Consider the following 23,860-nt stretch of genomic DNA (forward strand, 5'->3'; position numbering starts at 1 on the left):
CGCAACCAGCGGTTACTGCAGCCATGCGGGAACCTGGTGGAGCTAGTGTGATGCGCCGGAAATCACTGCTCTAAGTCTGTAGCCTGTTTTCATGGTGTCTCGGGGTCCTCGTGCTGTCGAAGTCGTGCTGTCCGTGGAGGAGCGTGCGGAGTTGTCGCGCTGGGCGGCCGGCGCGGTCTCGGCTCGCGTGGCGGAGCGGGCTCGGATCGTCCTGGCCTGTGCGGACGGGGCGTCGAACACCACTGTGGCAGCGGGCTTCGGGGTGAGTGCGGAGACGGTGCGCAAGTGGCGCTCGCGGTTCGCGGACCGGAGGATGTCGGGCCTGGTGGACGAGCCGCGGTCGGGTCGGTGCAAGCCGGAGCTGGTGCTGTCCGAGGCCGAGCGGGCGGAGTTGACGCGCTGGGCGAAGAGGGCGAAGACCGCGCAGTTCCTGGCGCTGCGGGCGAGGATCGTACTGCGGTGCGCGGAAGGCGGGACGAACAAGGAGATCGCCGCTGAACTCGGTGTGTCGCACGGAACGGTGAACCGCTGGCGGTCGAGGTTCATCCGCTCGCGGCTGGACGGGCTGATCGATGAACCGCGTCCCGGCCGGCCGCCCTCGATCCTGCTCGACCAGGTCGAAGACGTGCTCACCGCGACCTTGGAATCCACCCCGGGCAAAGACACCCACTGGTCGCGGGCCTCAATGGCCCAGCACTCCGGCCTGTCGAAGTCCACCATCGGGCGGATCTGGAAGAAGTTCGACCTCAAGCCGCACCTCCAGGACGCCTTCAAGCTCTCCACCGACCCACAGTTCGTCGCGAAGGTCGTCGACGTCGTCGGCCTGTACCACCACCCGCCCGAGAAAGCGGTGGTCCTGTGCGTGGACGAGAAGGCCCAGATTCAGGCGCTGGACCGCTCCCAGCCCGTCCTGCCGATGATGCCGGGCATGCCCGAACGCCGTACCCACGACTACTACCGGCACGGCATCACCAGCCTGTTCGCCGCGTTCAACATCGCCGACGGCACTGTCATATCGGAACTCCACCGACGCCACCGGGCCATCGAGTTCAAGAAGTTCCTCATCCGCATCGACAAGGCCGTACCCGCCGGACTCGACATCCACCTGGTCTGCGACAACTACGCCACCCACAACACGCCCGAGATCAAGACGTGGCTGGCCAAACACCCCCGCTTCCACGTCCACTTCACCCCCACCGGCTCCTCCTGGATGAATCAGGTCGAGCGATGGTTCGGCCTGCTGACCGACAAACTCATCCGCCGCGGTGTCCACACCTCCGTCAAGGCCCTCGAGCAGGACATCACCGCATGGATCGACACCTGGAACGAGAACCCACGACCCTTCACCTGGACCAAGACCGCCGACGAGATCCTCAACTCACTCGCCGACTACCTCACCAAAATCAACCCACCAACCACCGATACCTGACAGAAACTTAGAGCAGTGATTTCCGACGCATCACACTAGGTGAAGGCAACCCATGTGCTGGGTGTACGGCACGGGGAACGGGGCGAGAGTTTCGGTCTTCATGGCTCGCACAAGGCCGCGGTCACAAGCTGCATCCCAGCTACGCACGTGCCCGATCGCCGCTAGTCTTCAGCCTCTGTGACGCTCGACGACGTTGCAGCGCCGGTACGCCACCCGATCCAACCTGCACCAGCACTCACCCACCCGGTGCGCCCGTAGATCTGCTTGATCAATTTCATGTGAACGTACACACCGGCGTTGCAACCCTGTCATGCTGGGCGTCCGCGCACTGAGAGGATCACATGCCGACAGACACTAACGTCACGGAACCGTTCGACGGGCGACGCTGGTACGCCGCGAACGAAATCCTGGCGTTCGTGCTGGAGCTCACTGCGCTGGCATGCCTGAGTTGGTGGGGATTCACCGTCAGCCACGATGCGGTAATCGGTGTCGTGCTCGGCATCGGGGTGCCGATGTTGGCGATTACGCTCTGGTCGCAATTTGCAGCACCGAAGGCGCGGTGGCGGCCTCGATTGTCGCTCGTGCTTGTCGTCAAAGCCGTGGTGCTGGGCGGCGCTGCTGCAGCCCTGCTTGGAGTCGGGCATCCCGCCGCCGCGGTGACTATGGCAGTTGTCGTAGTTGCGAACACGGCCGTGGCCGAGGTATATCGGCACACCCAGTCATACGGCAACATACAGTTCCCGAACGGTTCGCCTGATCGCGACTGAGTTTCACGAGCGGCGACGCGGGCCGCTCTGTCCGAACTGCCTTCCCCTGCCCACGCTGGTCTGCTCGATCTGCGGCCGGACGGCGCCCTGCACGCTCTCGAAGCTGACCGGGCAGCCCCGTTGCGACCAGCGAGAAGTGAACTGCACCGTCTACGGACGCTTCCGAAACATCCACTCCGGCACTACCGACGCCCCTGCCTGCGGCCCGTGCACAAAGCCGGACGCCGAGCTCTGGCGCCCCTGCCCAGGTTGCGGTGAGGCGGAACGGTTGACGGTCTCCGGCCCCTGCCGGCGCTGCACGCTGCTCTGCCCGGGGCGACAGCGCTGGATCAGGCCCGCGCTGCAGGCAAGTTCACCCCCGTGCCTTCTGGCGTGGGAAGCGGTCCGCAAAACTCAGGGCGACGCCGAGGGAATTTGCGCCCTGATCAAGGTCGCGCGGCTGCACGATCACGTAGCGGCCGGCATCGCGGCCGCCCTGAAGGCCGGCGCTCTGACCGCGGACGTGGTCGTGCTGGAAGCCCGCAAGGCCGCAGACGCCGACCACCCTGCCACGGACGGCCCGCCGAATGACCCGCAGCCGTCGCCGGTGGCGTCGCTTACCGCCCGGCGGCTGCCCCAGCTGCGTGCCGACACCCTGCCGCTGCCGTCGCTGGCCGCCTACAACGCGCTGCTGCAACACCGCCTGCCCACCGCTCGTCAGAGGGAAGAACAGCCGTGACCGTCCAACACCACCGCGGGCTGACCGAGCAGGCCGCCGACGCCGTCATCGACACCGCCTGCCGGATGCTGCGGCTGCACACGGTCCGCGCTCAGTTCCCCGATCCGGCCACCACGTCCGCCCACGAGCAGATGACCTACCGCGGGTTCCTGACCGAACTACTGATGGCCGAGTACGATGACCGGGCCCGCCGCCGCTCCGAGCATCGGATCAAAGCGGCCGGCTTCCCACGCCAGAAGGCACTGCGGGACGTCGACGCCAACTCCCCCACCATTCACATCCTGGCCTCCTGCGGATGGATCAAGAAGGGAAGGCCGCTCTGCCTGATCGACGACTCCGGCACCGGCACGTCCCATCTGCTGATCGCACAGGGGACCGAGGCCGCGATGGCCGACTTCCGGGTCAAGTACGTCCTGGCCACCAAGCTCGTCAACGTACTCGTCGAAGCCGCCGGCAACAAGCAGCTGACCAAGACCATCGCCCGCTACGGCCGCGCGGACCTTCGCGCAATCCACGAGCTGAGGTACAGGGAACGCGACCGCGGCGACGCCGAACTGCCGTTCCAAGTCCGGACCGAGCGGGAGGAGAATGCCTCCGTCGAACGACTCTTTCGGAGGCTGGAACAACACCTTCACCACCCTCGGCTCTCCGCAGCCATCGTCGACCGGCTCGCCTTCGGCGGTAACCTCATCGAGACCGGCACCGACTCATACGGCCTGGCCCACACCAAGAACCAGCAGGCCAACGGCTGACCACACGAACGAGAACCCGGATTACCGGCCCGGGACCGCACCAACGCGGGCCAGCACGTCGTCGGCCAACTCCCGCGGACTCAGCTCGCCGTCGAGGAACACGGTGTCACTGGGCAGGGTGTCCGCTGCGGCCATACACGACTCGATCTTGGACCTGCACCATCCCCGCACCTGCTCATCCTGCGCGGGATCATCCGGCGTGAAGCTCCGCCCGTCGATCCGCTTCACCAGCACATCCTCAGAGACCTTGAGGAAGAAGTGGTGAACAGCGATCCCCGCGTCCTTCAGCGCGCCGAAGATCTCCTCCACGTAGCCGGGGTTGACCAGCGTCATGGGCACCAGAACGGGCCGCCGATACTCCTCGACGAGCCCCACGGCCAGGTCCACGACCTGCCGCCTCCACAGCCGCAGATCCTGAAAATCGCCGGTCGGGACGTCCACGATCTTGCGCAGCACAAAACCGACCATCTCCGGGTCATAGACAAGCGCCTCGGGCCAGCGCGGAATCAGTTCATCCACCAGCGTGCTCTTCCCGCTGCCGAACGCGCCGTTCACCCAGACGATCACAGACATCTCTCCCTCAATGGCTACCTCCACCGGCCACAGCAGCCCCCTGAACCACACACCGCGACGCGAGGGGTGAGGCCAAAACACACTGACAGATCATGCCCGAACGATCGCCAAGTGGGACCGGAACCCGCTGACAAGCGGGGCCGGCTCACGCTGTCGAAGCCGATGTTCACCGGCCGGCACGGGACGCACGCCCTCGAACTCCACCTCGGTCACCCGCAGCGAATGCGGCCTCGGTAGCTCGGTCTGCGGTCGAACATCTCGCTCGGCAAGGACCGTCTTGACCACGTCCAGCTCCTGGCCGGTCGCCTTCGCGATCTCCTCCAGCCACGCCTCGACCGGGCCGGGGGCTTCGCTCTTTGTGCTCATGCCGGTCTCCGGTGGAGTGGGTACGCGGCTACCGCTGGAGTCGGCTCGACTCCCGGACGACGAGCTCCGGAAAAAAGGTCACCTTCTGGTGCTGGTGGTCGGCCGATCTGGTTGCGTCGGTCTCTTCGATGAGCAACCTTGCTGCAGTGCGTCCGAGTTGCTCGGTCGGCTGCCGCACGGAGGACAACGGCACCGCCGCGGCCGAGGCGAACTCGATGTCGTCGTATCCCACAATGGCCATCTCGTCGGGGACCCGCACGCCCGCTGCGGTCATGGCCTGCAGCACTCCCAGCGCCGTGAGGTCGTTCACGCAGATCACCGCGGTGGGACGGTCCGCAACCTCGAGCAGCCGGTGGCCCGCCTCCCGCCCCGCGGTCACGTCCAAGCCCTCCACGGAGAGCACGGTCAACTGGGCACGCTCCGTACTCGTTTCCATCACCGCCCGCACCCCCTTCTCGCGGTCGCGGCACGGCGCAAGGCGCATCGGGCCGTTCATCAGTGCGATGTGACGATGTCCCATTTCCAGCAGATGCTGCGCGGCGAGCTGACCGCCCCGGACGTCGTCCACGAGCACCGAACAGGCGGCATAGTCGGAAGGATCGCTGTCGATCAGGACGTGAGGCAGCATGCTACGGGCCATGCTGCGCATACTGCGTCCGCTGTCGTCGTCGACCGGGCACAACAACACTCCGCGCACCCGCTGCTGGGCGAGCATCTCGAGGTGCGAGGCCTCGCTTTCAGCCTTCTGGGCACTGTTGCACGTGATCAGGTTGAGGCCGGCCTCTTGCGCCGCCAACTCTGCGCCGCGCACCACGTCGACGAAGAAGGGATTGGCCAGGTCGAGTACGAGCGCGGCCAACAGGCGGCTCTCGCCCGAACGCAACAGTCTGGCCGACTCGTCCGGCACGTAGCCGAGTTCTTTGATCGCCTTCAGAACTTTCGCCCGAGTCAGAGGAGATACGACGTCGGGTCGGTTCAGCGTGTTGGAAACGGTGCCCGAGGAGACGCCGGCATGGCGAGCCACATCCTTGATCCCGACCACCACGGCCTGCTCCTCACCGTCACGCATCGGGCAGCACGTCTCTACCGGTTGGGCATGTGCCCCCGGACAGCCCCGCCACTTGCGTTGACCATGGTAATGGGACCGCGCGAAGCCGTTCAGCCCGCTGTCATCGCGGGCCGGAGAAACAGCTGGCGTACGGGGACCGTGCGAATGATCTTCGCTCGGTGTCTAGCGCTCGTCGTTTCCGTGCTCTACGTTAACGGATCGTTGAATCGTATCAATGACCCTATCGCAGATGGGGCATGACCTCTCCAGGAGTGTGTCATGCCCCTGCCATCACAGGAATCAGGACTGCCCGTTGGCTGGTTCACCCTCATTTTACCAGTTCAAAGCCACCAGCCCCCTGATCCCGACAGGTGCTAGCCAAGCTCCGAAGGAGCGCGCAGTGGACCTGAACCGCAGGAACTTCCTCAGAACGGCGACCGGCGTTTCCATGGTTCTGGCCGCCTCAAGTAATATCGATTCAACGGCTGCAGCCTCGGATCCGTTCGATGCTCCTCCTGCTCCAGCCAAGCCGCTTTTCCGGTCGCACTGGATGAACGCCAGCGTCACCAGCGAAGGCATCACGCGTGAGCTGGAAGCCATCGTCGGTGCCGGCCTCGGGAGAGGCTCTCTTCGAAGTCGGCGACCGCATGCCTTCCGGCCCCGTGGTCAGCTGCAGCCCCCAGTGGTTCGACCTGATGAACCGCGCCGTGTCCGAAGCGCACGGCCTCGGTCTCGACCTGACACTCCACAACTGCTCCGACTGGTCATCCACCGGAACGGTCTGGGTGACACCGGCGCTGTCCATACGGCAGATGCTGTGGAACGAAACGTTCGTCGCCGGCGGCAAGGCAGTAGATGTCCGGCTGCCGCGCACACTGGTGAAAAAGGAGTAGTACTACCGGGACGCCATCACCGTGGCGTTCCCGTCCATGCTCGGCGAAACGCGCCCCATGGCACAGCGGTTGAAGCCCGGCACCGCCAACGGCCAGGATGTCGAGATCGCCAAGATCGTCGACATCACCCTCTCCACAGCGGTCACCGCATCTCCGCAGGACACCGACCGGCCCGGCCACCTCTGATGGACTTCGCCCAGCCGTGCACCGCGCGCTCCGCTGCCGTTCAGGTGGCCGGCGGCACCGGTACAGGGCTGTCGCTCGAGGCATCCCAGAACGGCACCGGCTGCGCTGCGGTGGTCACACTCACCGGCGGAGCACCCTTCGGCAGCAGGCCGGCCCGCCCGGCCATCGCCACGTTCCCCGCTCAACGGGGCCGGGTGCCTACGCCTCGTCACGACGCAGGGCCGCCACCAACCGTGATGACCTCGATACCCCTCACACGCTTGAAGACCTGTGTCGCCTTGCGGGCTTACGTGTAATGCACACGCGATCGCCGTCGGTCGGCCGTACGGCATCGCAACGCTCGGCGATTCATTCGCCAGAACAAGAACCGTTACCGCCTGTCCCAGGAGGAATGATGGAAGACAACAAGCCCGGCCTCGGCCGTAGAGATCTCCTCAAGATCAGCGGTGGCGTCGGCATGGCGATGGCGCTCTCAGGCTGGGCCGGTGCCGGCTCCGCCGAGGCATCGTCGCCCGCGTCACCGTCGACGGGTATCACCGACAAGTTCATCAGAGCGCAGCATGCCCTCTTGGACAACCCGGAGAGCAAGTACCGGCCGGGCACACGGTGGTGGCTGGCCGAGGGGCTGCACACCGACGCCACCATCAAGGCCGACATGAAGACCCTCCACGACATGGGCATCGGCTCGGTGGAAATCGTCTGCATGCCCGAGCCAAACGTGGACAGCAACCTGAGTGACACCGTCTTCGTCAAGAACACCACGGGCAAGACCCCCCAGCAGATCTACAGCTGGGGGTCCGATGAGTGGAAGAACGACACGAAGCTCATCATTCAGCAGGCCAACAAGTACGGCATGGGCTTCTCCATGACCAGCGGCACGCACTGGGCAAACGCGAACCTGCCCATCGAGAACCTGAAGTTCGACGACGACGGGGCAGGCAAGGCGCTGGGCTACGCCATCCAGACCACGACCGGCGGTACCGCGTTCAGCGGCACACTGAAGCGGTCCACGATGACGGTAGCCGGACCCGTACGCCAGGACCTGATCTCCGTGGTCGCGATACAGCGCGCAGACGACAACACAGGCTCCGTCACCGCCGACGGCAGCATCTCCGGCACAATGAGCTACACCGACAAGTCGGTCGTACTGACTGCCAAGGTCACCCTCAACGGCGCCCCGGTGACAGAGGCGACGATGAAGGACCCCACCGGGCACCAGCCTTTCGCCTTGGACTGGACGCCGCCGGCGGGCACCGGAACGTGGGACATCTACGCGTTCTGGATGCAGGCGACCGGGCAGGCGCCGACACCCTCGGCCACGACGAACGTGACGATCAACTACATCGATCCTGCCGGCATGCAGGACTTCATCGACTACTACAGGAATCACGTATTCAGTGATCCTGAGTTGAAGAAGGCCATCATCGAAAACGGCCGAGGCGAGATGTACATGGACTCGCTGGAGATCTCGACCAGCAACTCCAACGGCGGCGAATTCTGGGGCTCCACGCTCATGAGCGAGTTCCAGAAGCGGCGCGGGTACAGCCTCGAGCCGTATCTGCCGTACGTCATCAGGATCGGCTCTCGGGCGCGCGATACCGCATTCCCGATCATCGGAGCCGACCAGGTGAAGGTGAACAAGATCCGCAACGATTTCTTCGAAACGATCACTCAAATGTACACCGACAACGTCCTCAAGCCGCTGCGGGCCTACCTGCACGACGAGATGAACATGAAGCTCCGAGCCGAGATCTCCTACGGCGTGAATTACGAGATCACCACGCCGGCCCAAGCGGTGGACTACGTCGAGACCGAGTCACTCGAGTACGGAAACCAACTGGACGCGCACCGATCGCTTGCGGGCGCGGCTCACACTCAAGGGTTGCGCTACTCCAGTGAGACCGGGGCCATCAGTGGCGAAAACTACACCTGGCCGCAGGACCGGTTCATGCAGATCATGAACACCCAGTTCGCATCCGGCATCAGCCACACAGTGTTCCACGGCTACTCCAGCATTTCGGGTGCCGACTCCAGCAACCCGTCCAACCCTTGGGACGGTACCTACTGGCCGGGCCACGAAGGAATGTACGCCCGGTTCTCGGAACGGTGGGGTCCCCGTCAGCCGGAGTCCACGCAGTACACCGACTACATGCCGATGATCGCTCGCACCCAGGCAGTGCTGCAGCAGGGCAAGCCGCAGATGGACCTGGCGGTGCTGCGCACCGACTACGCCTACAACAACGGAGGGCCCAACGTCGACAACATGCGGCACGGCAAGGCGGCGTACTTCAAGGATCTGGAACTGCAGGACAACGGGTACACCTACGACTACTTCGCGCCTGAAATCCTCGAGGGCCGGAGCGTCCGTTACACCAAGACCGACGGCCTGATCCCAGAAAATGTGGGATACCAGGCAGTCGTCATCTACCAGGATTCCATCCGGCTGAAGAGCGCCCAAGCAGTATACGAACTCGCCCGACAGGGCCTGCCTGTGGTCATCGTCAACGGCCTGGTCGAGACGCTGGGTTCGACCAAAAACCACCTCAATGCCATGGCGGCGGTGCACACCCTCGGCAACGAGGGAACCGACGCCGAGCTGGCGAGGGTGACGGCCCGTATGGAGAGGCTCCCCAACGTCAAGCTGGTCAACGCGGACGTTCCGCAGAGTGCAACCAACCCCGACCCGGGAGCCGCGGACTACGAAAAGACGTACTACTACGGGAAGACCGGAGTGTACGACGCACTGCAGAAGCTCGGGGTGCGACCCCGGGCCGAATATGCCGCACCGAACCAGACGATCCTGACGGCCATGCGCAAGACCAAGGACACAGTCTATCTGTGGGTCTACAACTACATGGAGAAGCGAGGGGACTACAAAAACGCACCGATCGACGCAAAAACCGCCACCACGTCCATCAGCGTTGATGCGGTCGGTAAGCCTTACCGCGTCAACACGTGGTCGAGCCGCGTCGAGCCACTGGCCGTGTACAAGATCTCCGGCGGACGGACCTCGTTCGACGTGACTCTCGCGCCCGGTGAGACCACGGTGATCGCCATCGACCTGAAGAACAAGACGGCCGCGCCTCTGCGCAGCACCACCGCTGTACAGGGCGTGGTGACCGCCGGCGGTGTGGCCATCCTCGCGACCGACTCGGGCAGCTACAACGCCAGGCTGGCCGACGGCTCCACCGTGACGAAGAAGATCTCCGTACCGGCCGACGTCAACCTGACCAACTCGCGGTGGAACCTGGTACTCAACAGCTGGACGCCGGGGCACAAGGAGACCTTGACCGAGGGACGCAAGGGCTACACCACCAAGGAGGTCTACTACACGACGAAGAAGTCCGACATCAATGTGGGCACGACCCCGCTCGTCCCATGGAAGGACATGACCTTCACCGCCCAGGATCCGGCGTCGGTATCCGGTGTCGGCACATACAGCACCACGTTCCGTTTGCCCAGCACGTGGAACGCCTCCAATGGTGCGTACCTGAACGTCGGCTCCACAGGTGGCGCCCTGGCCCAAGTCTGGGTCAACGGCCAGAAGATCCCCTACGACTTCATCGCCGGCCGCATCGACGTGAGCTCCGCCTTGAAGCCTGGTACCAACACGCTCCAGATCGAGGTGTCCAGTTCACTGCGCAACCAGATGAGAACCTTGGGCTACCCCAATCTGCCCAACGCCAACACCGTCGCAGGCGCGGTCGCATCGTACGGCCTGCAAGGTGACGTCTCACTGGAGACCTACACCATCGCAGTGGTCGAGCAGCCGGGTCACCCCCAGAAGGCCGGGCGGTGATCTTCCCACCGCGCTGATCAACCCAACTGCGGGGGATGGTCCGGCCGTTCATGAGCGGCGGGACCATCCCCCGCGCCGGTGCGTCACGCTCGGCAAGTGGGCCGATCTCGACCCAGCTCAAGACGCTCAAAGTCGACGGCCATGCCGCTGCGGCCGGGGAATACGACAGCTTCGCGCGTGCGGCTACCGGACTTCGACGCAGTACGCAGCGACGGGAAACTCCCACCCGCAGATGCCTTCGCCGATGTCCGCCACGATGACAGGGGCGATGAAGTGGTCCTCGAACTCGTCGTCGATACGGGATCTTGGGCGTGGGCCCCGCGTTGCGAGGGTTGCATTCGACGAGTCCAGCTTGGTCGATGGTGGAGCGCGCCAACGTGCAGGCCGGGCCTGTACCTTGGTCGCGTTGCACGGCGACGCCCGGAGAGCCACGCGGCCGCGAAGGGAACAGCCGGTCCGGCCGGCGCGGTTGCACCGACCGAGGGACTGGCGCCGCACGGGTGGGGAACCGGGAGACCAAAAAGGTCGTCCGGCCCCACCAGAGTCCGGGCCCCACCAGGCGCGGTAGGCCCGCCGCGCACTGGGACCACGACGTAGTTCTGCAGGAGGACTGTTTCATGCCCCACCGGCCCTTGACGCTGATGGCAGTACACGCCCACCCCGACGACGAGGCCACCGGAACCGGAGGGGTCCTCGCCCGGTACGCAGCGGAAGGTATCCGCACGGTTCTCGTGACGTGTACCGACGGCCGCTGCGGTGACGGACCGGGTGGCGTCAAGCCGGGCGAACCCGGGCACGATCCGGCAGCGGTCACCTTGATGCGCCGTCAAGAACTTGAGGCGAGCTGTGATGTCCTGAAGGTCAGCGATCTGGAGATGCTGGACTATGCCGACTCCGGGATGATGGGCTGGCCGAGCAACGACACCCCCGGATCCTTCTGGCAGACCCCCGTGGAGGAAGGCGCGGCCCGACTCGCGGAACTCATGCGGCACTACCGACCCGATGTGGTCGTCACCTACGACGAGAACGGCTTCTACGGCCACCCCGACCACATCCAGGCCCACCGCATCACGATGGCGGCGCTGGAGATGACCGCGCTGGCACCGAAGGTGTACTGGACCACGATGCCCCGCTCGATGATGCACCGGTTCGGCGAGATCATGCGCGAATTCCATGAAGACATGCCGGAGCCGGATCCCGCCGAGGCCGCCGCGGTGCCTGAGATCGGCCTTCCCGACGATGAGATCACCACCTGGGTGGACACCACCGCGTTCAGCGGCCAGAAGTTCGACGCGCTGGCCGCCCATGCCAGTCAGGGCGACAACATCTTCTTCCTCAAGATGGGCAAGGACAGGTTCGGCGAGTTGATGGGCATAGAGACCTTCGTACGCGTCCAGGACGCCACCGGCACACCGATACCCGAGAACGATCTCTTCGCCGGACTGCGCTGATCCACCCGTCCAGCAGGCTGGGAAAGCACATCGACCGCACGGCTCACATACCCGCACGCCTGTCCACACGAGGTCTGCTCGCTCACCGGCCACCGTTCCGGGACATCCGGGCCCCGACCAGCGTGGTCAGTTGGGTTCCCTGACCGGTGCGCTGCTGCTCCCGCAGTGTCTTTAGAGCTCAGCGTCGAGTGTCTCCTGAGCTATGCGCATAGCTTCGGCGTACACGGGGTCCTGCAGCCGCTTCCACATCTCGTCCTCGGAGACCTCCTCAACACGGCTGACCACCCACCAGACGTTGCCGAAGGGGTCTGATACGCCCTCCGCGCTGTCCGAAAGCGTCGTCCGCGACAGCAGTGACAGCTCGGCCACCGGAGCAATGACTGCTATTCGCTGCCGTCCCCGAACCCTGCTCCACAGAAATCAAACAGACATGCGATACAGCCGTCCGGCTGGACAGCTTTCTGAACAACACCCGCCGTAGGGCCGACAAGCTCACCGAACAGTGACGGGCCGACCTCGATGCCCTCGCCATGCGCTGCCGGCAGGTAACCGACGACCTTCAAAAACGCTGCTGGCCACGTGGGGCGGCGCTGGCTTGTGGTCACTCGCCCGGCTCAGGCTGGGGTGCGAGTCCGTAAGGGCGCCAGCAGAGTGCTGAGGTAGGGCAAGGGGTTGGCATTGCGCCTGCCGTGTGAAGTGTCGGGGCGCCCTTGAGACCGGCACAGTGATGGAGAGGGGTGTTGGCCTCATGGGCTCGCGCCGCGCGGCGGCCTCCAAGTGGGGGCCCGGACGGTGAGAGGCGGGTGACGGAGCACGGGAGCGAACGGTCTCCGAAGAAGGGGGCCGGCCTGGGTGGTCAGTTGGAGCTGATCGCGGAGCAGTTGGTCGTGCTCGCCCGTGTGCAGGAGCGCCTGCATGAGTTGTTCGAAGCTGCCCTCAGCCGGGATGTGGAGCTGCAGGCCGTGCTGCGGAAAATCGTGACGACGGCCATGGATCTCGTGGGCGCGAGGTACGGCGCGTTGGGTGTGCTGGACACGGAAAGGGCGGCGGATGGTCTGGCCGAGTTTGTCCCCGTCGGGTTGAGCCAGCAGCAGCTGGTCGACATCCAAGGGCTGCCTTTCCCGGTAGGGCATGGACTGCTGGCTCACTTGCTCCACGATCCTGTGCCGCTGCGCGTTGACGACATCTCGGCCCACCCGGACTCGGTCGGTTTTCCTCCCGGCCATCCGGAGATGCGGCGCCTCCTCGGAGTGCCGATCCATATCCGTGGTCAGATCTACGGAGACCTCTACGTCGCTGATCGCCTCGACGGTTGCCCTTTCAGCGTCCATGACGAAACTATGCTCGTCGCTCTTGCGGGCGCAGCCGGCCTGGCCATCGACGACGCCCGACTGTTCCACCATCTGCGACGCGACGCGGAGGAGTTCCAGCGGCTGCTGGCCCCACGCCTGCCGAACCTGTCCCCCTTCCAGGCCGCCGCGGCCTACCGCCCCGCCCCCACGCCCAGTCTCCTCGGCGGTGACTGGTACGACGCTCTCCTGGTTTCCGAAGACACCTGCGCAGCCGTCATCGGCGACGTTCTCGGCCATGACGTTCACGCAGCCGCCGCCATGTCTCAGACACGGCACATGCTTCGGATGCTCCTGTACGACAGCAACTCGCCTCCCAGCAACATCCTCGCCCGCCTCGATCGAGCCCTCCAGGCAATCACGGATACCCCGGTCACGACCGCCTGCCTGGCACGGCTGGAGCCAACAGCGCCCGGCACCTGGACGCTGCGGTGGAGTGTCGCCGGACACTGTCCGCCATTGCTCATCACTCCCGACCGGCAAGCCCAATACCTCTTCGTCGAGCCGGATGTGCCCCTTGGCGTCGACAGCACGCTGCCGCGCCACGATCACACCCACCCCGTTCCGGCCGGCTCCACCATCGTCTTGTTCACGGACGGACTGATCGAGTACCCCCGGCGCCCCATCGACATTGGCTTGGAACGTCTCGTCGCCCTCGCTACGGAACACGCAGATCTGCCGCTGCACGCATTCGTGCAGGCCTTGATGGACCGGCATCCCAGCGACGGACGCGACGACCTCGCCGTCCTAGCTCTACGGCCTCCCTCAGCGTGACCAACCGGCGGCCCCGTCGTGGCCACAACTGGCTGACCACGCCGTCGCCATCGTGAGCCCGACGGCACTCCGTCGCTCAAGGCCGACTTCACCGGAGCCAGCAGTGCCTCCGGCAGCACCGAATCCCTCACGGCCGTCGTCGACCGGTACGCCCCCGGTGCTGCGCCTCAGTTGATCGGGCCTGGCTGGGTGAATCTGCTCACCTGCGACTTCACACCCTCCGAAGTGGAAGCCCCGCACTTCGGGTTGTCCGTCACCCGCACGGCTCGGCCAAGACTCGTTCATCGCCTCTGATGGCCGCCGGATCGAATTCACTCTTCGGCCACACGTGACGTAACTCGCGAATACTGCCGAATATGGAGAAGATGGGGCTTACCGATCGACGAAGATTCCACACCGTGCAGCAGGCAGCCGGGCCGGGGAGGAACGGCATGAGACAACGCAAAGTCATCACCTTGGGTGCGGCACTGGGCACAGGCTCATTGCTGGTTCTGGCGGTGCCGCAGATTGCCTCAGCCACCCCCCGAGAGTGCTCATACATCTCAACGGCGTTTCGGCCGACACTCACGTACGGCCAGACCGGCGCGGCGGTCAAGCAGGCGCAGTGCCTGAGCAATCTGTGGGGAGGCCAACCGCCGAAGCTCGCCCCTACCGGGGTCTTCGACGTTGCCATGCTGAAGAAGATCAAGTGGATCCAGGGCTGCCACGGGCTGCCGGAAAACGGCGTCATCGAAACGCGCACGTGGCAGGTGCTCTACCACCCGGCCCTGGATTGCTATCACCCCTATCCGGCCTGAACAAGTGATCGCCAGCCTGGGTCGGTCTCAGGGCACATCGCCAACTGTCGGGTGACTGAGGGTAGCGATCGCGTCTTCGTTCAGCCAGCAGTGATGACACGAGTGGTGCGTTGCGCAGCGCGCCCGCGCCCCTCCGGTGGGTTTTTCCCTGCGGGAGGGGCGCGGGCTCGTTGCTGTCTCTCACGTCACGGTCGCGATGTGCGAGAGGGACGGCGGGTCCGGCCGGGGCCCGACGACGTGGTGGCAGGGGTCAGCGGACGTGGACGAAGACCGGGTTGGAGTAGAACCACAGGTCTTCCCACGGGCTTTCCTTGCCGTCGGCCAGCGGTTCGGCCTCGTCGGTGTTGGTGCCGCGTACGCGGGCGTACATGTCGGTTTCGACGTTGCGCAGGGTGTGCTTGACGACGTACTCCTTGCCCTGCTTGTGCCAGTCCTTCGGGCCGAAACGTGCCACGACCTTCGTGGTCGGATTGGTGTCGGCGTCGAGGCTGCCCGCGCGGCCCGTGATGTGACCGGTGATCAGGTCGACTCGTGAAACCTGCGGACGGTCACCGTTGTGGTTCGTGCCTTCCAGCGGCCGGAACCTGATCTCGATCTCGACGTCGGTCCGGTTCCTGCGGCTCACCGTGATGGTTTCGCCCACCGCCGCGCCCTTGCCCTGACTGCGGGCGGTCAGGTCGAGGCTGGTGATCAGATCACCAGTGGTGACGAAGATCCGGCCGTTACGAAGCGCGTCCATGATGTCGGCGTAGTCCTGCCGGGCCAGCACGTACGTCTTGCTGTACTCGCCAGGCCAGAAGTCGGAGCCGCCGCGGGTCCAATGCACGTGCGAGTCCGACGTTGCGGTGATCCACCAGCGCCGCCCTTCGCCGAGCAGCGAGTCCCACAGGCCGCCGACCCGCGCCGTCATCTGGTCGTAGCCGCCGTGGGTCGGGTAGTTGCCGTAGCCGCCCCGGGCACCGCCGTTGAGCGGGCCCGCCTGGTGGCCCGGCGCACCCTCGAAACCGACGTAGATGTCGGGGGCCGCGTTGTTGCCGTTGCGGAACTCGCGGGGTGTGTCCTGCCCCCACACTCCCAGCCCGGTCGCCGACCGGCTGGCGTGATGGGCGATGACGAGGGGCTTTTGCCTCAAGTCTTTCGCGTACTTGAGGAACTCGACCATCTTCGCCTCGGTGTTCCGGCCCGGATCCGAGGGGAACGCGTCACGCGTGGCGAACCTGCTCTCCAGGTCGTAGAGCATCTTCGCCTCGTCGTCGTGGCGCGGGATCATCAGCGTGTGGTGGTCCAGTGCCGGCGCGTCGAACTCCATGCCCCAGAACTGGAGTACTTCGGGCACCAAGCGGCGGGACCGCAGCAGGTCGGGGTACGCCTGCTCCAGGTTCACCTTCGAGTGGTTCGGGCCGCCGTGGTCCGTGCACATCGCCCAGGTGAGGCCGAAGTTCTTCGCCATGATCGCGTTGGTGACGATCGGGTACACCGCGTCGGCGCCCTTGATGAACTTCGGCGGGTTCGTCGACGTGTCGAACTCGCCGCTGTACTCCGAGTGGACGTGGTGATCGCCGGCCCGCCACACCCGGCCACGCAAGTCGCCCGACTTGCCGTCGTTCTTGCCTTCCTCCCGCGCCCACGCCGCGCCGCCGCCGACCATCGGGCTTGCCGCCGCCAGCGTTGCCCCGACACCTGCGTACTTGACCAACTGCCGCCGCGAGACCCGCGAACGCTCCTGGTCTTCTCTCTCCGACAAAACCGAACCTTCCCTTGAACCAGCTACCGCCATGTCAACCATGAATCCTCAAAGGGAACATCAAATATTCGGTAAACGAGGGTCACCGCGATCAGGAAGAGCGGCTCATAGCAGGCTGAACACAGCCGCGTCAGAGACGACTGCAAGCCCACTGCTTGAGGCGATTGATGCCGCGTTCGACGGTATTGCGTTGCTTGTATGCCTCGCGGCGGGCGCCCGCCCCCGCGGCCCTTGCGCTTGACTATCGGGTCGGCAGCAACCCGACGTTGCACCCCACCAGCTTCCGCTGCGTGAGATAGCCGTACCCTTGATCGCGAAGGTGCCGTGATCGCAATCCACGCTTGTCAGGGGTGATCGCCATCATGGAGGTAGGGCCAACCCGAACCTGACCACCGGAAGTATCTGGCGGCTTCACCACGGCGGCCAGGAGATTGCCCGGCTGACCGTGACAAGCGCCGATATGCGGAGACACCGTTCCAGGCTTGAGTGTGCAGTCACGCGGATCGCCTGGTTCTAGAGGTCGGCTACGAGAAGCCGGTAACCCGCGTCAAGTGCTTCGCGGTCGAGCAGGTCGGCGTGGTGCTGGTGCCACCGGCCGGAGGTCAGGTCGTCGGACAGCCGGGCCAGGCCTGGCTGGAGGACCTCGTCGCCGGTCTGGGCGAACAGCGAGATGCCGGCCCGTACTTCCGGGTCGAGGTATGCCTCGGGCCGACGCCAGTAGGCGGCGAGGAATCCGTCGGTGCAGTCGTGCGGGATGGGGACGGTTTCGATGCTGGCTCCTCCCAGCAGCGTGACCAGGCGTTCGACGGCGACGGCTCGCGTGTCGTCTAGCGTGGCTGCTCCGGGCAGGTACTCCTTCAGCAGCCAGAACCTGTGGTTGATGTCGGGGTCGAAGGTGAGGATGACGATCCGCTGTCGGGCGATGCGGAGGAGCTCGCCGATGCCGGCTTCCAGGTCGCTCCAGTGGTGCACGGTCAGAAGGGCCATCGCCGCGTCGGCCGAGTCGTCAGCCAGAGGGATCGACTCAGCGGATGCTTCCAGGGCGGGTGCAGATCCGGCCGGGCGCTGGGCAGTCATTACTGAGCTGGGTTCAACAGCGAGCACGGTTTGCGGCGGTTCGTAGGAGCCGGTACCGGCTCCTACGTTGATCACGGTGGCAGCCGTGCCGAGTGCTTGATGGATCCTGGCGGCGATTCGGGAGTCCGGCCGCCGGGTGTCTGCGTAGGTTGCACCGATGCTGTTGTAGATCGCCACATCTTGCAGTATGCGCTTCTTGCCGGGACCGTGCCGGGAGTGAAGGCTGTTTTCCATCTGCCGTGTGATCGTTTCGCACGGTGATGAACGGCTTGGCACAGCAGGTGCTTCGAGGGCATCTCCAGGACGACGACGCGATCAGACCGCCGGACTTCACGAGTTCAACGTGAGTACCGAGCTTGTAGGTGGTCGCTACGCAGCTCAGTGTACGGGTGTACCAGGAGCGTCAGGTAGCGGCATTGGCGCTGCTCTTGGGAGTGCTGACGGCTGAGCAGGTCGAGCAGGTGTACAGCGTCGCTCGCCATCGCCAGGCTTGGAGTCGGGCCTGAGCCGGTGCATCTCAGCGATGTGCCGACCTTCCCTGCGGGACCTGTGAGCGGTCTCCAGGGTGTGGCCATCGTCGGGGCGGGGTGCCCTGTCAGTGCCGTCTCTTACGCTCCGCTCTTGAGCAAACAGTTCGAACGGAGAGGGGGACGCGGATGGGCGGCGACGCATGGACCCGCACGGGCCCGTATCAGAGTGATCTGGCGGCCGCATTCCGGCAGGCCCAGGAAGACGAGTTGGCGCGGGACAACCACGGCTTCGAGGGACAGTCCGTCGAGGAGCTCTGGCGCGACCCGAAGTGGCAGGAGTACATCTTCACCGGTGGCACGGGCACCGTGCTGGACTTCCCTCTCATGATCGAGGCCGCGGACACCGACGAGGGTCCGTTCATGCGGCCGCTGACCGATGGTGAGGTGCGTGCGTGGGCCCCTCACGGCCGGCCCACCTACGAGGAGTGGGACGCCGCTCTCGATTCCGAGCGGTTGGACTTCCCAGCCCGCGCCCAGGGGAACTGCACAGTGCTTTACCGCGACGGTAGGCCCGCGCAGATCGGCTACTGGGGGGTCACCGCCGACTAGGGTGCGTATCGAGCGTGATCACCAGAGACAGCGGTTCGATTGCGGCCGGAGCACGGCCGAGGAACGGTGTTGCCCTCGCCTGCGGTGATCACTAAGGTTGGTCGCATGACTGCCGGGTCGGCCTTGGGCCATGCACGAGTGAGTTTCCCGGCCTCGGCGTGAGCCCGAGGCGGGCCAGAGGCCCGCCCCCTTCTCCGCGTCTTTGCTCCCGGCGCCTGCGTACGGCGTCTTTCAAACGGATCCCAAGACCGGAGACACACCGCTGATGTCCTATAACCAGCCGTACCCGTATGCCGACGTCCAGCTGAACCACACGGCTGTCTACGCGAGCGACCGCTATCTGTCCGCCGAGTTCATCGCCGCGATCCTTGGCCTAAAAGTCGGCGCACCGTTTGGGCCGTTCCTGCCAGTTGACCTCGGCAACGGCGTGACGCTCGACTACTGCGAGAGGAGGGACGAGTCGATCCAGTCGCAGCACTACGCCTTCCTCGTGCCTGACGAGCAGTTCGATGCCGTGATCGCCCGTCTGGAGGTGGTCGGGGTCACCTACTATGCGGATCCTGGCCACACCGACCCCGGCCGGGTAAACGATCTGTTCGGTGGTCGCGGCGCCTACTTCGACGACCCGGACGGTCACAATATGGAGGTCATGACTCGGCCTTACGCCCGCCCGTAGAGCATGACAGGGCTGTGATCAAGGGGCGCCTCGGGTGAGGTCTTTGATCCAGATCATCGAGGCGCGCAAGTGGAGGTCGGCGAGGTAGCTGTCCGGGGTCTTGTCGTATCGGGTGGCGATGCCTCGCCATGCCTTGAGCTTGTTGATCAGGCGCTCGACGGTGTTCCTCTCCTTGTACAGGTCGGCGTCGTGCCTGACAGGCCGGCCGCCGCCCCTGCCCTTCTTCTTCCGGTTGGCGGCCTGGTCCTTCTTCTCGGGGATGACGGCCTTGATACCGCGTTTGCGCAGGTGGACCCGGTTACCGCGGGACGAGTAGGCCTAATGGGAGGCGAAGGCCGGCGCATGTTGGCCTTCGTGGGCGCGAGCCGAGCCTTCGAGTATGCCCGGGCCTGAGAGCTCTGTTGACAAGACGAGGCTGGCTCGCGCCCAGCAGTCCGGGCGGGAGTGTTCGGAATCAGTCGTGGTTAGTTCTGCAGGGGTCTCGAAGAGGTCCTGTTGCTGCGGGACGGTCCGGTTGCGGCTCTCGAACGGTTGGCTGTTCGTAGTCCGAGCCGGTTGCGCGGATCACTTCTCAGCTATGCCTTGAGCTTTCAGCTCTGACGCGGACCGAGGGCCGTGTGACTCGCTGGGGTTGCGAACGGCTGGTGGGATGACGTGCCTTGAGCACTTCCATTAGGGAGCACGCGCACCCTGCACAGGCTCTGACCTGGGAAGAGAGTCGTCACGAAGGAGGGCCGGATGGAGATCGTCGGACTACCGACGCCAGTGTTCTGCGGGGTGGACTGGGCCGAAGATCACCACGACGTCGCACTGGTCGATGCGGGTGGACAGCAGCTCGCCAAGGTGCGGATCAGCGACGATGCCGCAGGGTTTGCCCAGATCACGGCTCTGCTGGCCGAGCACGGCGACAGCGAGGATGCGCCCGTTCCGGTGGCGATCGAGACCTCCCGCGGACTGCTCGTCGCTTGCCTGCGGGCCACTGGCCGACCGGTCTTCGCGATCAATCCGCTGGCGGTCGCCCGCTACCGGGACCGCCACTCCGTTGCCCGCAAGAAGTCGGACGCCGTCGACGCCGCGGCTCTGGCCAACATCCTGCGAACCGACATGGCCGCCCACCGCCCGCTGCCGGCGGACTCCGAGCTCGTCCAGGCCATCGCCGTGCTCGCCCGGGCCCAGCAGGACGCTGTCTGGGTCCGCGGCCAGGCCCACAACAAGCTTCGCTCCCAGCTCAGAGAGTTCTATCCGGCGATCCTCGCCGCCTTCGCCCAGCACAAGCACGACCTGTGCTCAAGGGAAGCCCGCAGCATCCTGGCGGCGGCACCGACCCCGACATCGGCTGCGAAGCTGACACGGCAGCGTCTGCAGTTGCTGCTCAAACAGGCCGGCCGTGTCCGCCGCATCCAGGCCGAGGCCGAAAGACTCCACGAGGTCTTCAGACGCGACTACCTCCACCAACTCCCGCAGGTCGAAGCGGCTCTGGGACATCAGGCTTCCGCCCTGCTCAGGCAGCTGAACACCGCCTGCGACAACGCCGCCCAGCTCGAAGAGGCCGTCACGCAGGCCTTCAAGGAGCATCCGGACGCTCCGATCATCCGCAGCTTTCCGGGTCTCGCCGCACTGACCAAGGGCCGCCGGCGACCGCCACGTCGCAGCACAGCGGAACCTCTTCAACCGCTTCATGGGCATGCTGTTCCACTGCCTCCAGAACGGCCACACCTACGACGAAGCAGCCGCCTTCCCACAGGCCTCAGCAGCACTCAGAGCAGCGGCGGCTTGACGCTTATCGGCGTGGGATGTCTTGTCCCCGGCGACCGCGTCCGGCCTGGTGCGGGGGCGGCCGACGGGCCCACGGGCCCGGATCTTCTTCAGTACTGGGATGAACTGTGGGCAGTCGGCCGCCTGTCCGGCGGTCAGGACGAATGCCAGCGGGCGGCACCTGCGGTCAAGCGGCGAGGTGGACCTTGCTGGTCTGCCCGCCTCGCGAGCGTCCCAGGAGGGCAGCCTTCAGACGGAGCTTTCGGCGGCACTGGACGCGTCGTCGTTCCTCCCTCACGGGTTCAGCTTCGGCGTCCTGCCCGTTTCGCTCTTCCGAGCCGCCCCCTTTGACCTGGCCTTCCCCTCCTCGGCGGCAGCCTTCTCCAGGGCGGTGAGCACGTCCTTGCTCATGTGCATCCCGGCGGCGTCGTGGTGAGCACGTGCAGTGGTTAAGTCGATGCTGACCAGTGACAGATCCACCTGGCCCCGCTTCGCGGCTTCCGCGATAAGGCTTTTCAGGAGGGCCTCGAACACGCCGGCGTCACGCCACTGCCGGAAGCGGTTGGAGACCGTCGACCATGCGCCGAACTCCGGCGTCATCTCCCGCCACTGCGCGCCGGTCTTGAACCGCCAGATCACGCCCTCGAACTGCTGGCGTAGCTGCTTGGGATACGGGCCGTACTCGCCGATCGGCAGATACAGTCCGACGAACTCCCATTCGTCGTTGGTCAGTTGCACGTGCGTCACGCAGAGCCATCTACCGGGCCAGCCTCCAATACGAGGGCCGATCCCGCAGATTGATCACGACTCGATACGCGCCCCAGCAGGACTCCGACAGGAAAGGGGCGGAAAATTCTCGGTCCCGTCCGAGGCCGGTCCTCCGCTAGGTGACAGGGCTGATGCCCACCTCACCGCGTGTCAGCGGCGGCTGCTCCGGCGCCTGCCACGGATGAGGTGCTGGGCCACGAGGTGCCCCGACCCGCCGCCAAGACCGGGGCCGGGGTGGGTGGAGGCGCCGATGTGCCAGAGGCCGGGTACAGGTGTGGCGTGCCGGGCCGCACCGGGTAGGGGGCGCCACAGCAGGGCCTGGTCGAGCTCTGCCGAACCGCCGTAGGGGTCGCCGTCGACCGCGTTCGGATTGTGCGCCAGCAGGTCCGACGGTGTGACGGCGTCCCAAGCGAGCAGCTTCTCCGGCAGGTCGGGCGCGTGACGCGCGATCCTGGCCAGGACTCGGCGGACGTATCCCTCGGTCAGCTCCTTCGTCCAGCGGCCGTGGGCGTCCAGTTCGCCCGCCGCGTCGCCGGTCGGCTTGTAGGGCAGTTCCTGGAGCTGGATCCACAAGGTCGCCGCGCCGTCCGGCACGCGTGAAGGGTCCAGGACATACTGCTGGCCGACGACCAGTGTGGGCCTGCGCGGCAGCAGCCCCGCCTCGGCCTCCGCGCACGCGATCGCGGTGCTCGCGGACCCGTCGCTGAGATGCACCACCGGTACGTCGGCCAGGCGCGCATCGTGCCAGCCGATCGGAGCGGAGAGGGCCACGTGGAGCTGCATCGCGGCGCGTCCGTACCGGTAGCGCAAGGCCTGGTCGCGGACGGCGTGCGGGACGGGCGCGTTCTGCGGCAGAAGCTCGCCGTACAGCGCAGTCGGGGTTACCGACGCCAGGACGGCACGGCGGGCTCGGATGGTTTCGCCGTCGGTGGCGACGCCCGTGACCCGGCCGTCCGTCAGGAGCAGCCGCTCCGCCGCCTGTCCCGTGAAGGTGTGCACCCCTAGCTCACCGAGCAGTGTCTCGAAGGCGCGGACGAAGTTCCGGGCGCCGCCCGCTACGACGGGCAAGCCGAAACCGTGCAGGGTCGCGGCCATGGCGGGCAGCATCAACCCGCCCAGGGCGTGGTCCGGCGACAGCCCGGCGTGGAGCAGCCAGGGCGTCCACAGCACATCGGGCTCGTCACCGCGGAACGTGCCACGGCAGTACGACCGGCCGCTCGTCACGGTGGCCCGCAACCACTCCTCGGTGCCGCTGATGCGCTCGCGGCGCATCAGTTTCAGCACGTGCCGGAGCACACGGGGCGAGCGTGGCTCACCGCCAAGGATGCCGCCCAGTGCGTCGGCGTTGTCGAGGAACCTCTGCAGCATGGTGAGGTAGGCGGTTCGGTCCTCGGAGTGGCTGAACATCTCCGCGGTGGCCACGGCGTCACGGTGGGCAAGGACCACACGCCCTTCGTCGGTGACGGTGCCCGTCATCAGTCCGTTGGTGTTGCGGTACTCCAGACCGTGCCGGTGCAGGTCCTCACCGAGGGCGGCGTAGGCCGCACCGGACACGAACAGCGGGTGCCACGAGGAGTACGTGTCGTGCACGAAGCCGGGCAGAGTCCGCTCCTCGGTGGCAATGAAGCCGCCCAGCCGGTCGCCTCTTTCTATGAGGGCCACCGCCCAGCCGTCCTTGGCCAGCTCGGCAGCCGCAACCATGCCGTTCACGCCGGACCCGATCACGACCGCGTCGAAGGTGGGTGTCATCAGCGCTCCTCGTGGGTGAGGTGTGGAGTGCCAAGGCTCCGCCTGAGCGAACCACCACCAGCGAGGACGGGGGCGTGGCTCTCGCCAACCCAGCCTGCCCCTCAGACACC

At 65.8% G+C, this 23,860-nt stretch carries 18 protein-coding genes and 5 pseudogenes; 13 read left to right on the plus strand and 10 right to left on the minus strand.

Going from position 1 to position 23,860, the window contains the following annotated elements:
- Positions 1–91 precede the first annotated feature (91 nt).
- The 4 genes from ACSHXN_RS01160 (at position 92) to ACSHXN_RS01175 (ending at position 3,666) form a co-directional block, all read left to right on the plus strand.
- On the plus strand, positions 92–1,429 hold the full coding sequence (locus tag ACSHXN_RS01160) for an IS630 family transposase (protein WP_438302435.1): 1,338 nt from the start codon (positions 92–94) through the stop codon (positions 1,427–1,429).
- A gap of 341 nt (positions 1,430–1,770) precedes the next feature.
- Positions 1,771–2,196 (plus strand): YrdB family protein, encoded by a 426-nt coding sequence (locus ACSHXN_RS01165; protein WP_355132390.1) that lies wholly within the window; start codon positions 1,771–1,773, stop codon positions 2,194–2,196.
- A gap of 268 nt (positions 2,197–2,464) precedes the next feature.
- Complete coding sequence (locus tag ACSHXN_RS01170; RefSeq protein ID WP_438302436.1) at positions 2,465–2,914, plus strand: hypothetical protein; 450 nt, start codon at positions 2,465–2,467, stop codon at positions 2,912–2,914.
- The gene (locus ACSHXN_RS01175) at positions 2,911–3,666 is read left to right on the plus strand and encodes an ATP-binding protein (RefSeq protein WP_438302437.1); all 756 of its coding nucleotides are present in this window, start codon (positions 2,911–2,913) and stop codon (positions 3,664–3,666) included. Before ACSHXN_RS01170 ends, ACSHXN_RS01175 begins: the two co-directional genes overlap by 4 nt.
- Before the next feature lie 21 nt (positions 3,667–3,687).
- Here the strand turns inward: ACSHXN_RS01175 and ACSHXN_RS01180 are convergent, their stop codons facing one another.
- The 3 genes from ACSHXN_RS01180 to ACSHXN_RS01190 form a co-directional block, all read right to left on the minus strand.
- On the minus strand, positions 3,688–4,233 hold the full coding sequence (locus ACSHXN_RS01180) for an AAA family ATPase (protein WP_356292914.1): 546 nt from the start codon (positions 4,231–4,233) through the stop codon (positions 3,688–3,690).
- 96 nt (positions 4,234–4,329) lie between these two features.
- On the minus strand, positions 4,330–4,605 hold the full coding sequence (locus ACSHXN_RS01185; RefSeq protein ID WP_438302438.1) for a hypothetical protein: 276 nt from the start codon (positions 4,603–4,605) through the stop codon (positions 4,330–4,332).
- A gap of 28 nt (positions 4,606–4,633) precedes the next feature.
- On the minus strand, positions 4,634–5,674 hold the full coding sequence (locus tag ACSHXN_RS01190) for a LacI family DNA-binding transcriptional regulator (protein WP_438302439.1): 1,041 nt from the start codon (positions 5,672–5,674) through the stop codon (positions 4,634–4,636).
- Positions 5,675–6,237: 563 nt separating this feature from the next.
- On the opposite strand from ACSHXN_RS01190, the gene ACSHXN_RS01195 reads away from it, so the two are divergent.
- The 4 genes from ACSHXN_RS01195 (at position 6,238) to ACSHXN_RS01210 (ending at position 11,982) form a co-directional block, all read left to right on the plus strand.
- A complete protein-coding gene (locus ACSHXN_RS01195; protein ID WP_355132393.1) occupies positions 6,238–6,546 on the plus strand; it encodes a glycosyl hydrolase in 309 nt (102 codons plus the stop codon).
- Between the two features lie 57 nt (positions 6,547–6,603).
- The gene (locus ACSHXN_RS01200; protein ID WP_355132394.1) at positions 6,604–6,732 is read left to right on the plus strand and encodes a hypothetical protein; all 129 of its coding nucleotides are present in this window, start codon (positions 6,604–6,606) and stop codon (positions 6,730–6,732) included.
- A 391-nt stretch (positions 6,733–7,123) separates the two neighbouring features.
- A complete protein-coding gene (locus ACSHXN_RS01205; RefSeq protein WP_438302440.1) occupies positions 7,124–10,531 on the plus strand; it encodes a glycosyl hydrolase in 3,408 nt (1,135 codons plus the stop codon).
- 617 nt (positions 10,532–11,148) lie between these two features.
- On the plus strand, positions 11,149–11,982 hold the full coding sequence (locus ACSHXN_RS01210) for a PIG-L family deacetylase (RefSeq protein ID WP_355132396.1): 834 nt from the start codon (positions 11,149–11,151) through the stop codon (positions 11,980–11,982).
- Between the two features lie 171 nt (positions 11,983–12,153).
- On the opposite strand, the pseudogene ACSHXN_RS01215 reads toward ACSHXN_RS01210, so the two are convergent.
- A pseudogene (locus ACSHXN_RS01215) lies at positions 12,154–12,355 on the minus strand (VOC family protein); the annotation flags it as partial.
- A gap of 487 nt (positions 12,356–12,842) precedes the next feature.
- Between ACSHXN_RS01215 and ACSHXN_RS01220 the strand changes: the two are divergent.
- Together ACSHXN_RS01220 and ACSHXN_RS01225 are read left to right on the plus strand one after the other, a co-directional pair.
- A complete protein-coding gene (locus ACSHXN_RS01220) occupies positions 12,843–14,105 on the plus strand; it encodes a PP2C family protein-serine/threonine phosphatase (protein WP_356111771.1) in 1,263 nt (420 codons plus the stop codon).
- Between the two features lie 356 nt (positions 14,106–14,461).
- Entirely contained in the window at positions 14,462–14,902 is a 441-nt protein-coding gene (locus tag ACSHXN_RS01225; protein ID WP_438302441.1) for a peptidoglycan-binding domain-containing protein, read from the plus strand.
- Between the two features lie 250 nt (positions 14,903–15,152).
- Here ACSHXN_RS01225 and ACSHXN_RS01230 read toward each other — a convergent pair whose 3' ends face one another.
- From ACSHXN_RS01230 to ACSHXN_RS01240, 3 genes and pseudogenes are all read right to left on the minus strand, one after another.
- Positions 15,153–16,646, minus strand: a complete 1,494-nt coding sequence (locus ACSHXN_RS01230) for a phosphoesterase (RefSeq protein ID WP_355132399.1) — start codon at positions 16,644–16,646, stop codon at positions 15,153–15,155.
- A 148-nt stretch (positions 16,647–16,794) separates the two neighbouring features.
- Positions 16,795–16,882, minus strand: a pseudogene (locus ACSHXN_RS01235) (IS5/IS1182 family transposase); the annotation flags it as partial.
- Between the two features lie 277 nt (positions 16,883–17,159).
- Positions 17,160–17,957, minus strand: coding sequence for a methyltransferase domain-containing protein (locus ACSHXN_RS01240; protein ID WP_356292882.1), 798 nt, complete (start codon positions 17,955–17,957; stop codon positions 17,160–17,162).
- Between the two features lie 422 nt (positions 17,958–18,379).
- Here ACSHXN_RS01240 and ACSHXN_RS01245 point away from each other — a divergent pair, with 422 nt between their 5' ends.
- Positions 18,380–18,802: a hypothetical protein gene (locus tag ACSHXN_RS01245; RefSeq protein WP_438302442.1), complete on the plus strand. Its 423-nt coding sequence runs from the start codon at positions 18,380–18,382 to the stop codon at positions 18,800–18,802.
- A gap of 265 nt (positions 18,803–19,067) precedes the next feature.
- Positions 19,068–19,478, plus strand: a complete 411-nt coding sequence (locus tag ACSHXN_RS01250; protein WP_356114557.1) for a VOC family protein — start codon at positions 19,068–19,070, stop codon at positions 19,476–19,478.
- A gap of 18 nt (positions 19,479–19,496) precedes the next feature.
- Here the strand turns inward: ACSHXN_RS01250 and ACSHXN_RS01255 are convergent.
- A pseudogene (locus tag ACSHXN_RS01255) lies at positions 19,497–19,796 on the minus strand (transposase); the annotation flags it as partial.
- Between the two features lie 420 nt (positions 19,797–20,216).
- Here ACSHXN_RS01255 and ACSHXN_RS01260 point away from each other — a divergent pair.
- A pseudogene (locus ACSHXN_RS01260) lies at positions 20,217–21,255 on the plus strand (IS110 family transposase).
- A gap of 20 nt (positions 21,256–21,275) precedes the next feature.
- Here ACSHXN_RS01260 and ACSHXN_RS01265 read toward each other — a convergent pair.
- A pseudogene (locus ACSHXN_RS01265) lies at positions 21,276–21,980 on the minus strand (hypothetical protein); the annotation flags it as partial.
- Positions 21,981–22,151: 171 nt separating this feature from the next.
- Positions 22,152–23,750, minus strand: coding sequence for a phytoene desaturase family protein (locus tag ACSHXN_RS01270; protein ID WP_355132403.1), 1,599 nt, complete (start codon positions 23,748–23,750; stop codon positions 22,152–22,154).
- Between the last annotated feature and the right edge of the window lie 110 nt (positions 23,751–23,860).

Source organism: Streptomyces sp. HUAS TT11 (assembly GCF_051553595.1).
GTDB lineage: Bacteria > Actinomycetota > Actinomycetes > Streptomycetales > Streptomycetaceae > Streptomyces.

Bases quoted from the DNA above. Each gene is read 5' to 3' on its own strand.
- ACSHXN_RS01165 (WP_355132390.1), top strand. From the start codon at position 1,771: ATGCCGACAGACACTAACGTCACGGAACCGTTCGACGGGCGACGCTGG.
- ACSHXN_RS01270 (WP_355132403.1), bottom strand. From the start codon at position 23,750: ATGACACCCACCTTCGACGCGGTCGTGATCGGGTCCGGCGTGAACGGC.
- ACSHXN_RS01185 (WP_438302438.1), bottom strand. From the start codon at position 4,605: ATGAGCACAAAGAGCGAAGCCCCCGGCCCGGTCGAGGCGTGGCTGGAG.
- ACSHXN_RS01160 (WP_438302435.1), top strand. From the start codon at position 92: ATGGTGTCTCGGGGTCCTCGTGCTGTCGAAGTCGTGCTGTCCGTGGAG.
- ACSHXN_RS01245 (WP_438302442.1), top strand. From the start codon at position 18,380: ATGGGCGGCGACGCATGGACCCGCACGGGCCCGTATCAGAGTGATCTG.
- ACSHXN_RS01240 (WP_356292882.1), bottom strand. From the start codon at position 17,957: ATGGAAAACAGCCTTCACTCCCGGCACGGTCCCGGCAAGAAGCGCATA.
- ACSHXN_RS01205 (WP_438302440.1), top strand. From the start codon at position 7,124: ATGATGGAAGACAACAAGCCCGGCCTCGGCCGTAGAGATCTCCTCAAG.
- ACSHXN_RS01210 (WP_355132396.1), top strand. From the start codon at position 11,149: ATGCCCCACCGGCCCTTGACGCTGATGGCAGTACACGCCCACCCCGAC.
- ACSHXN_RS01190 (WP_438302439.1), bottom strand. From the start codon at position 5,674: ATGCGTGACGGTGAGGAGCAGGCCGTGGTGGTCGGGATCAAGGATGTG.
- ACSHXN_RS01200 (WP_355132394.1), top strand. From the start codon at position 6,604: ATGGCACAGCGGTTGAAGCCCGGCACCGCCAACGGCCAGGATGTCGAG.
- ACSHXN_RS01225 (WP_438302441.1), top strand. From the start codon at position 14,462: ATGGAGAAGATGGGGCTTACCGATCGACGAAGATTCCACACCGTGCAG.
- ACSHXN_RS01250 (WP_356114557.1), top strand. From the start codon at position 19,068: ATGTCCTATAACCAGCCGTACCCGTATGCCGACGTCCAGCTGAACCAC.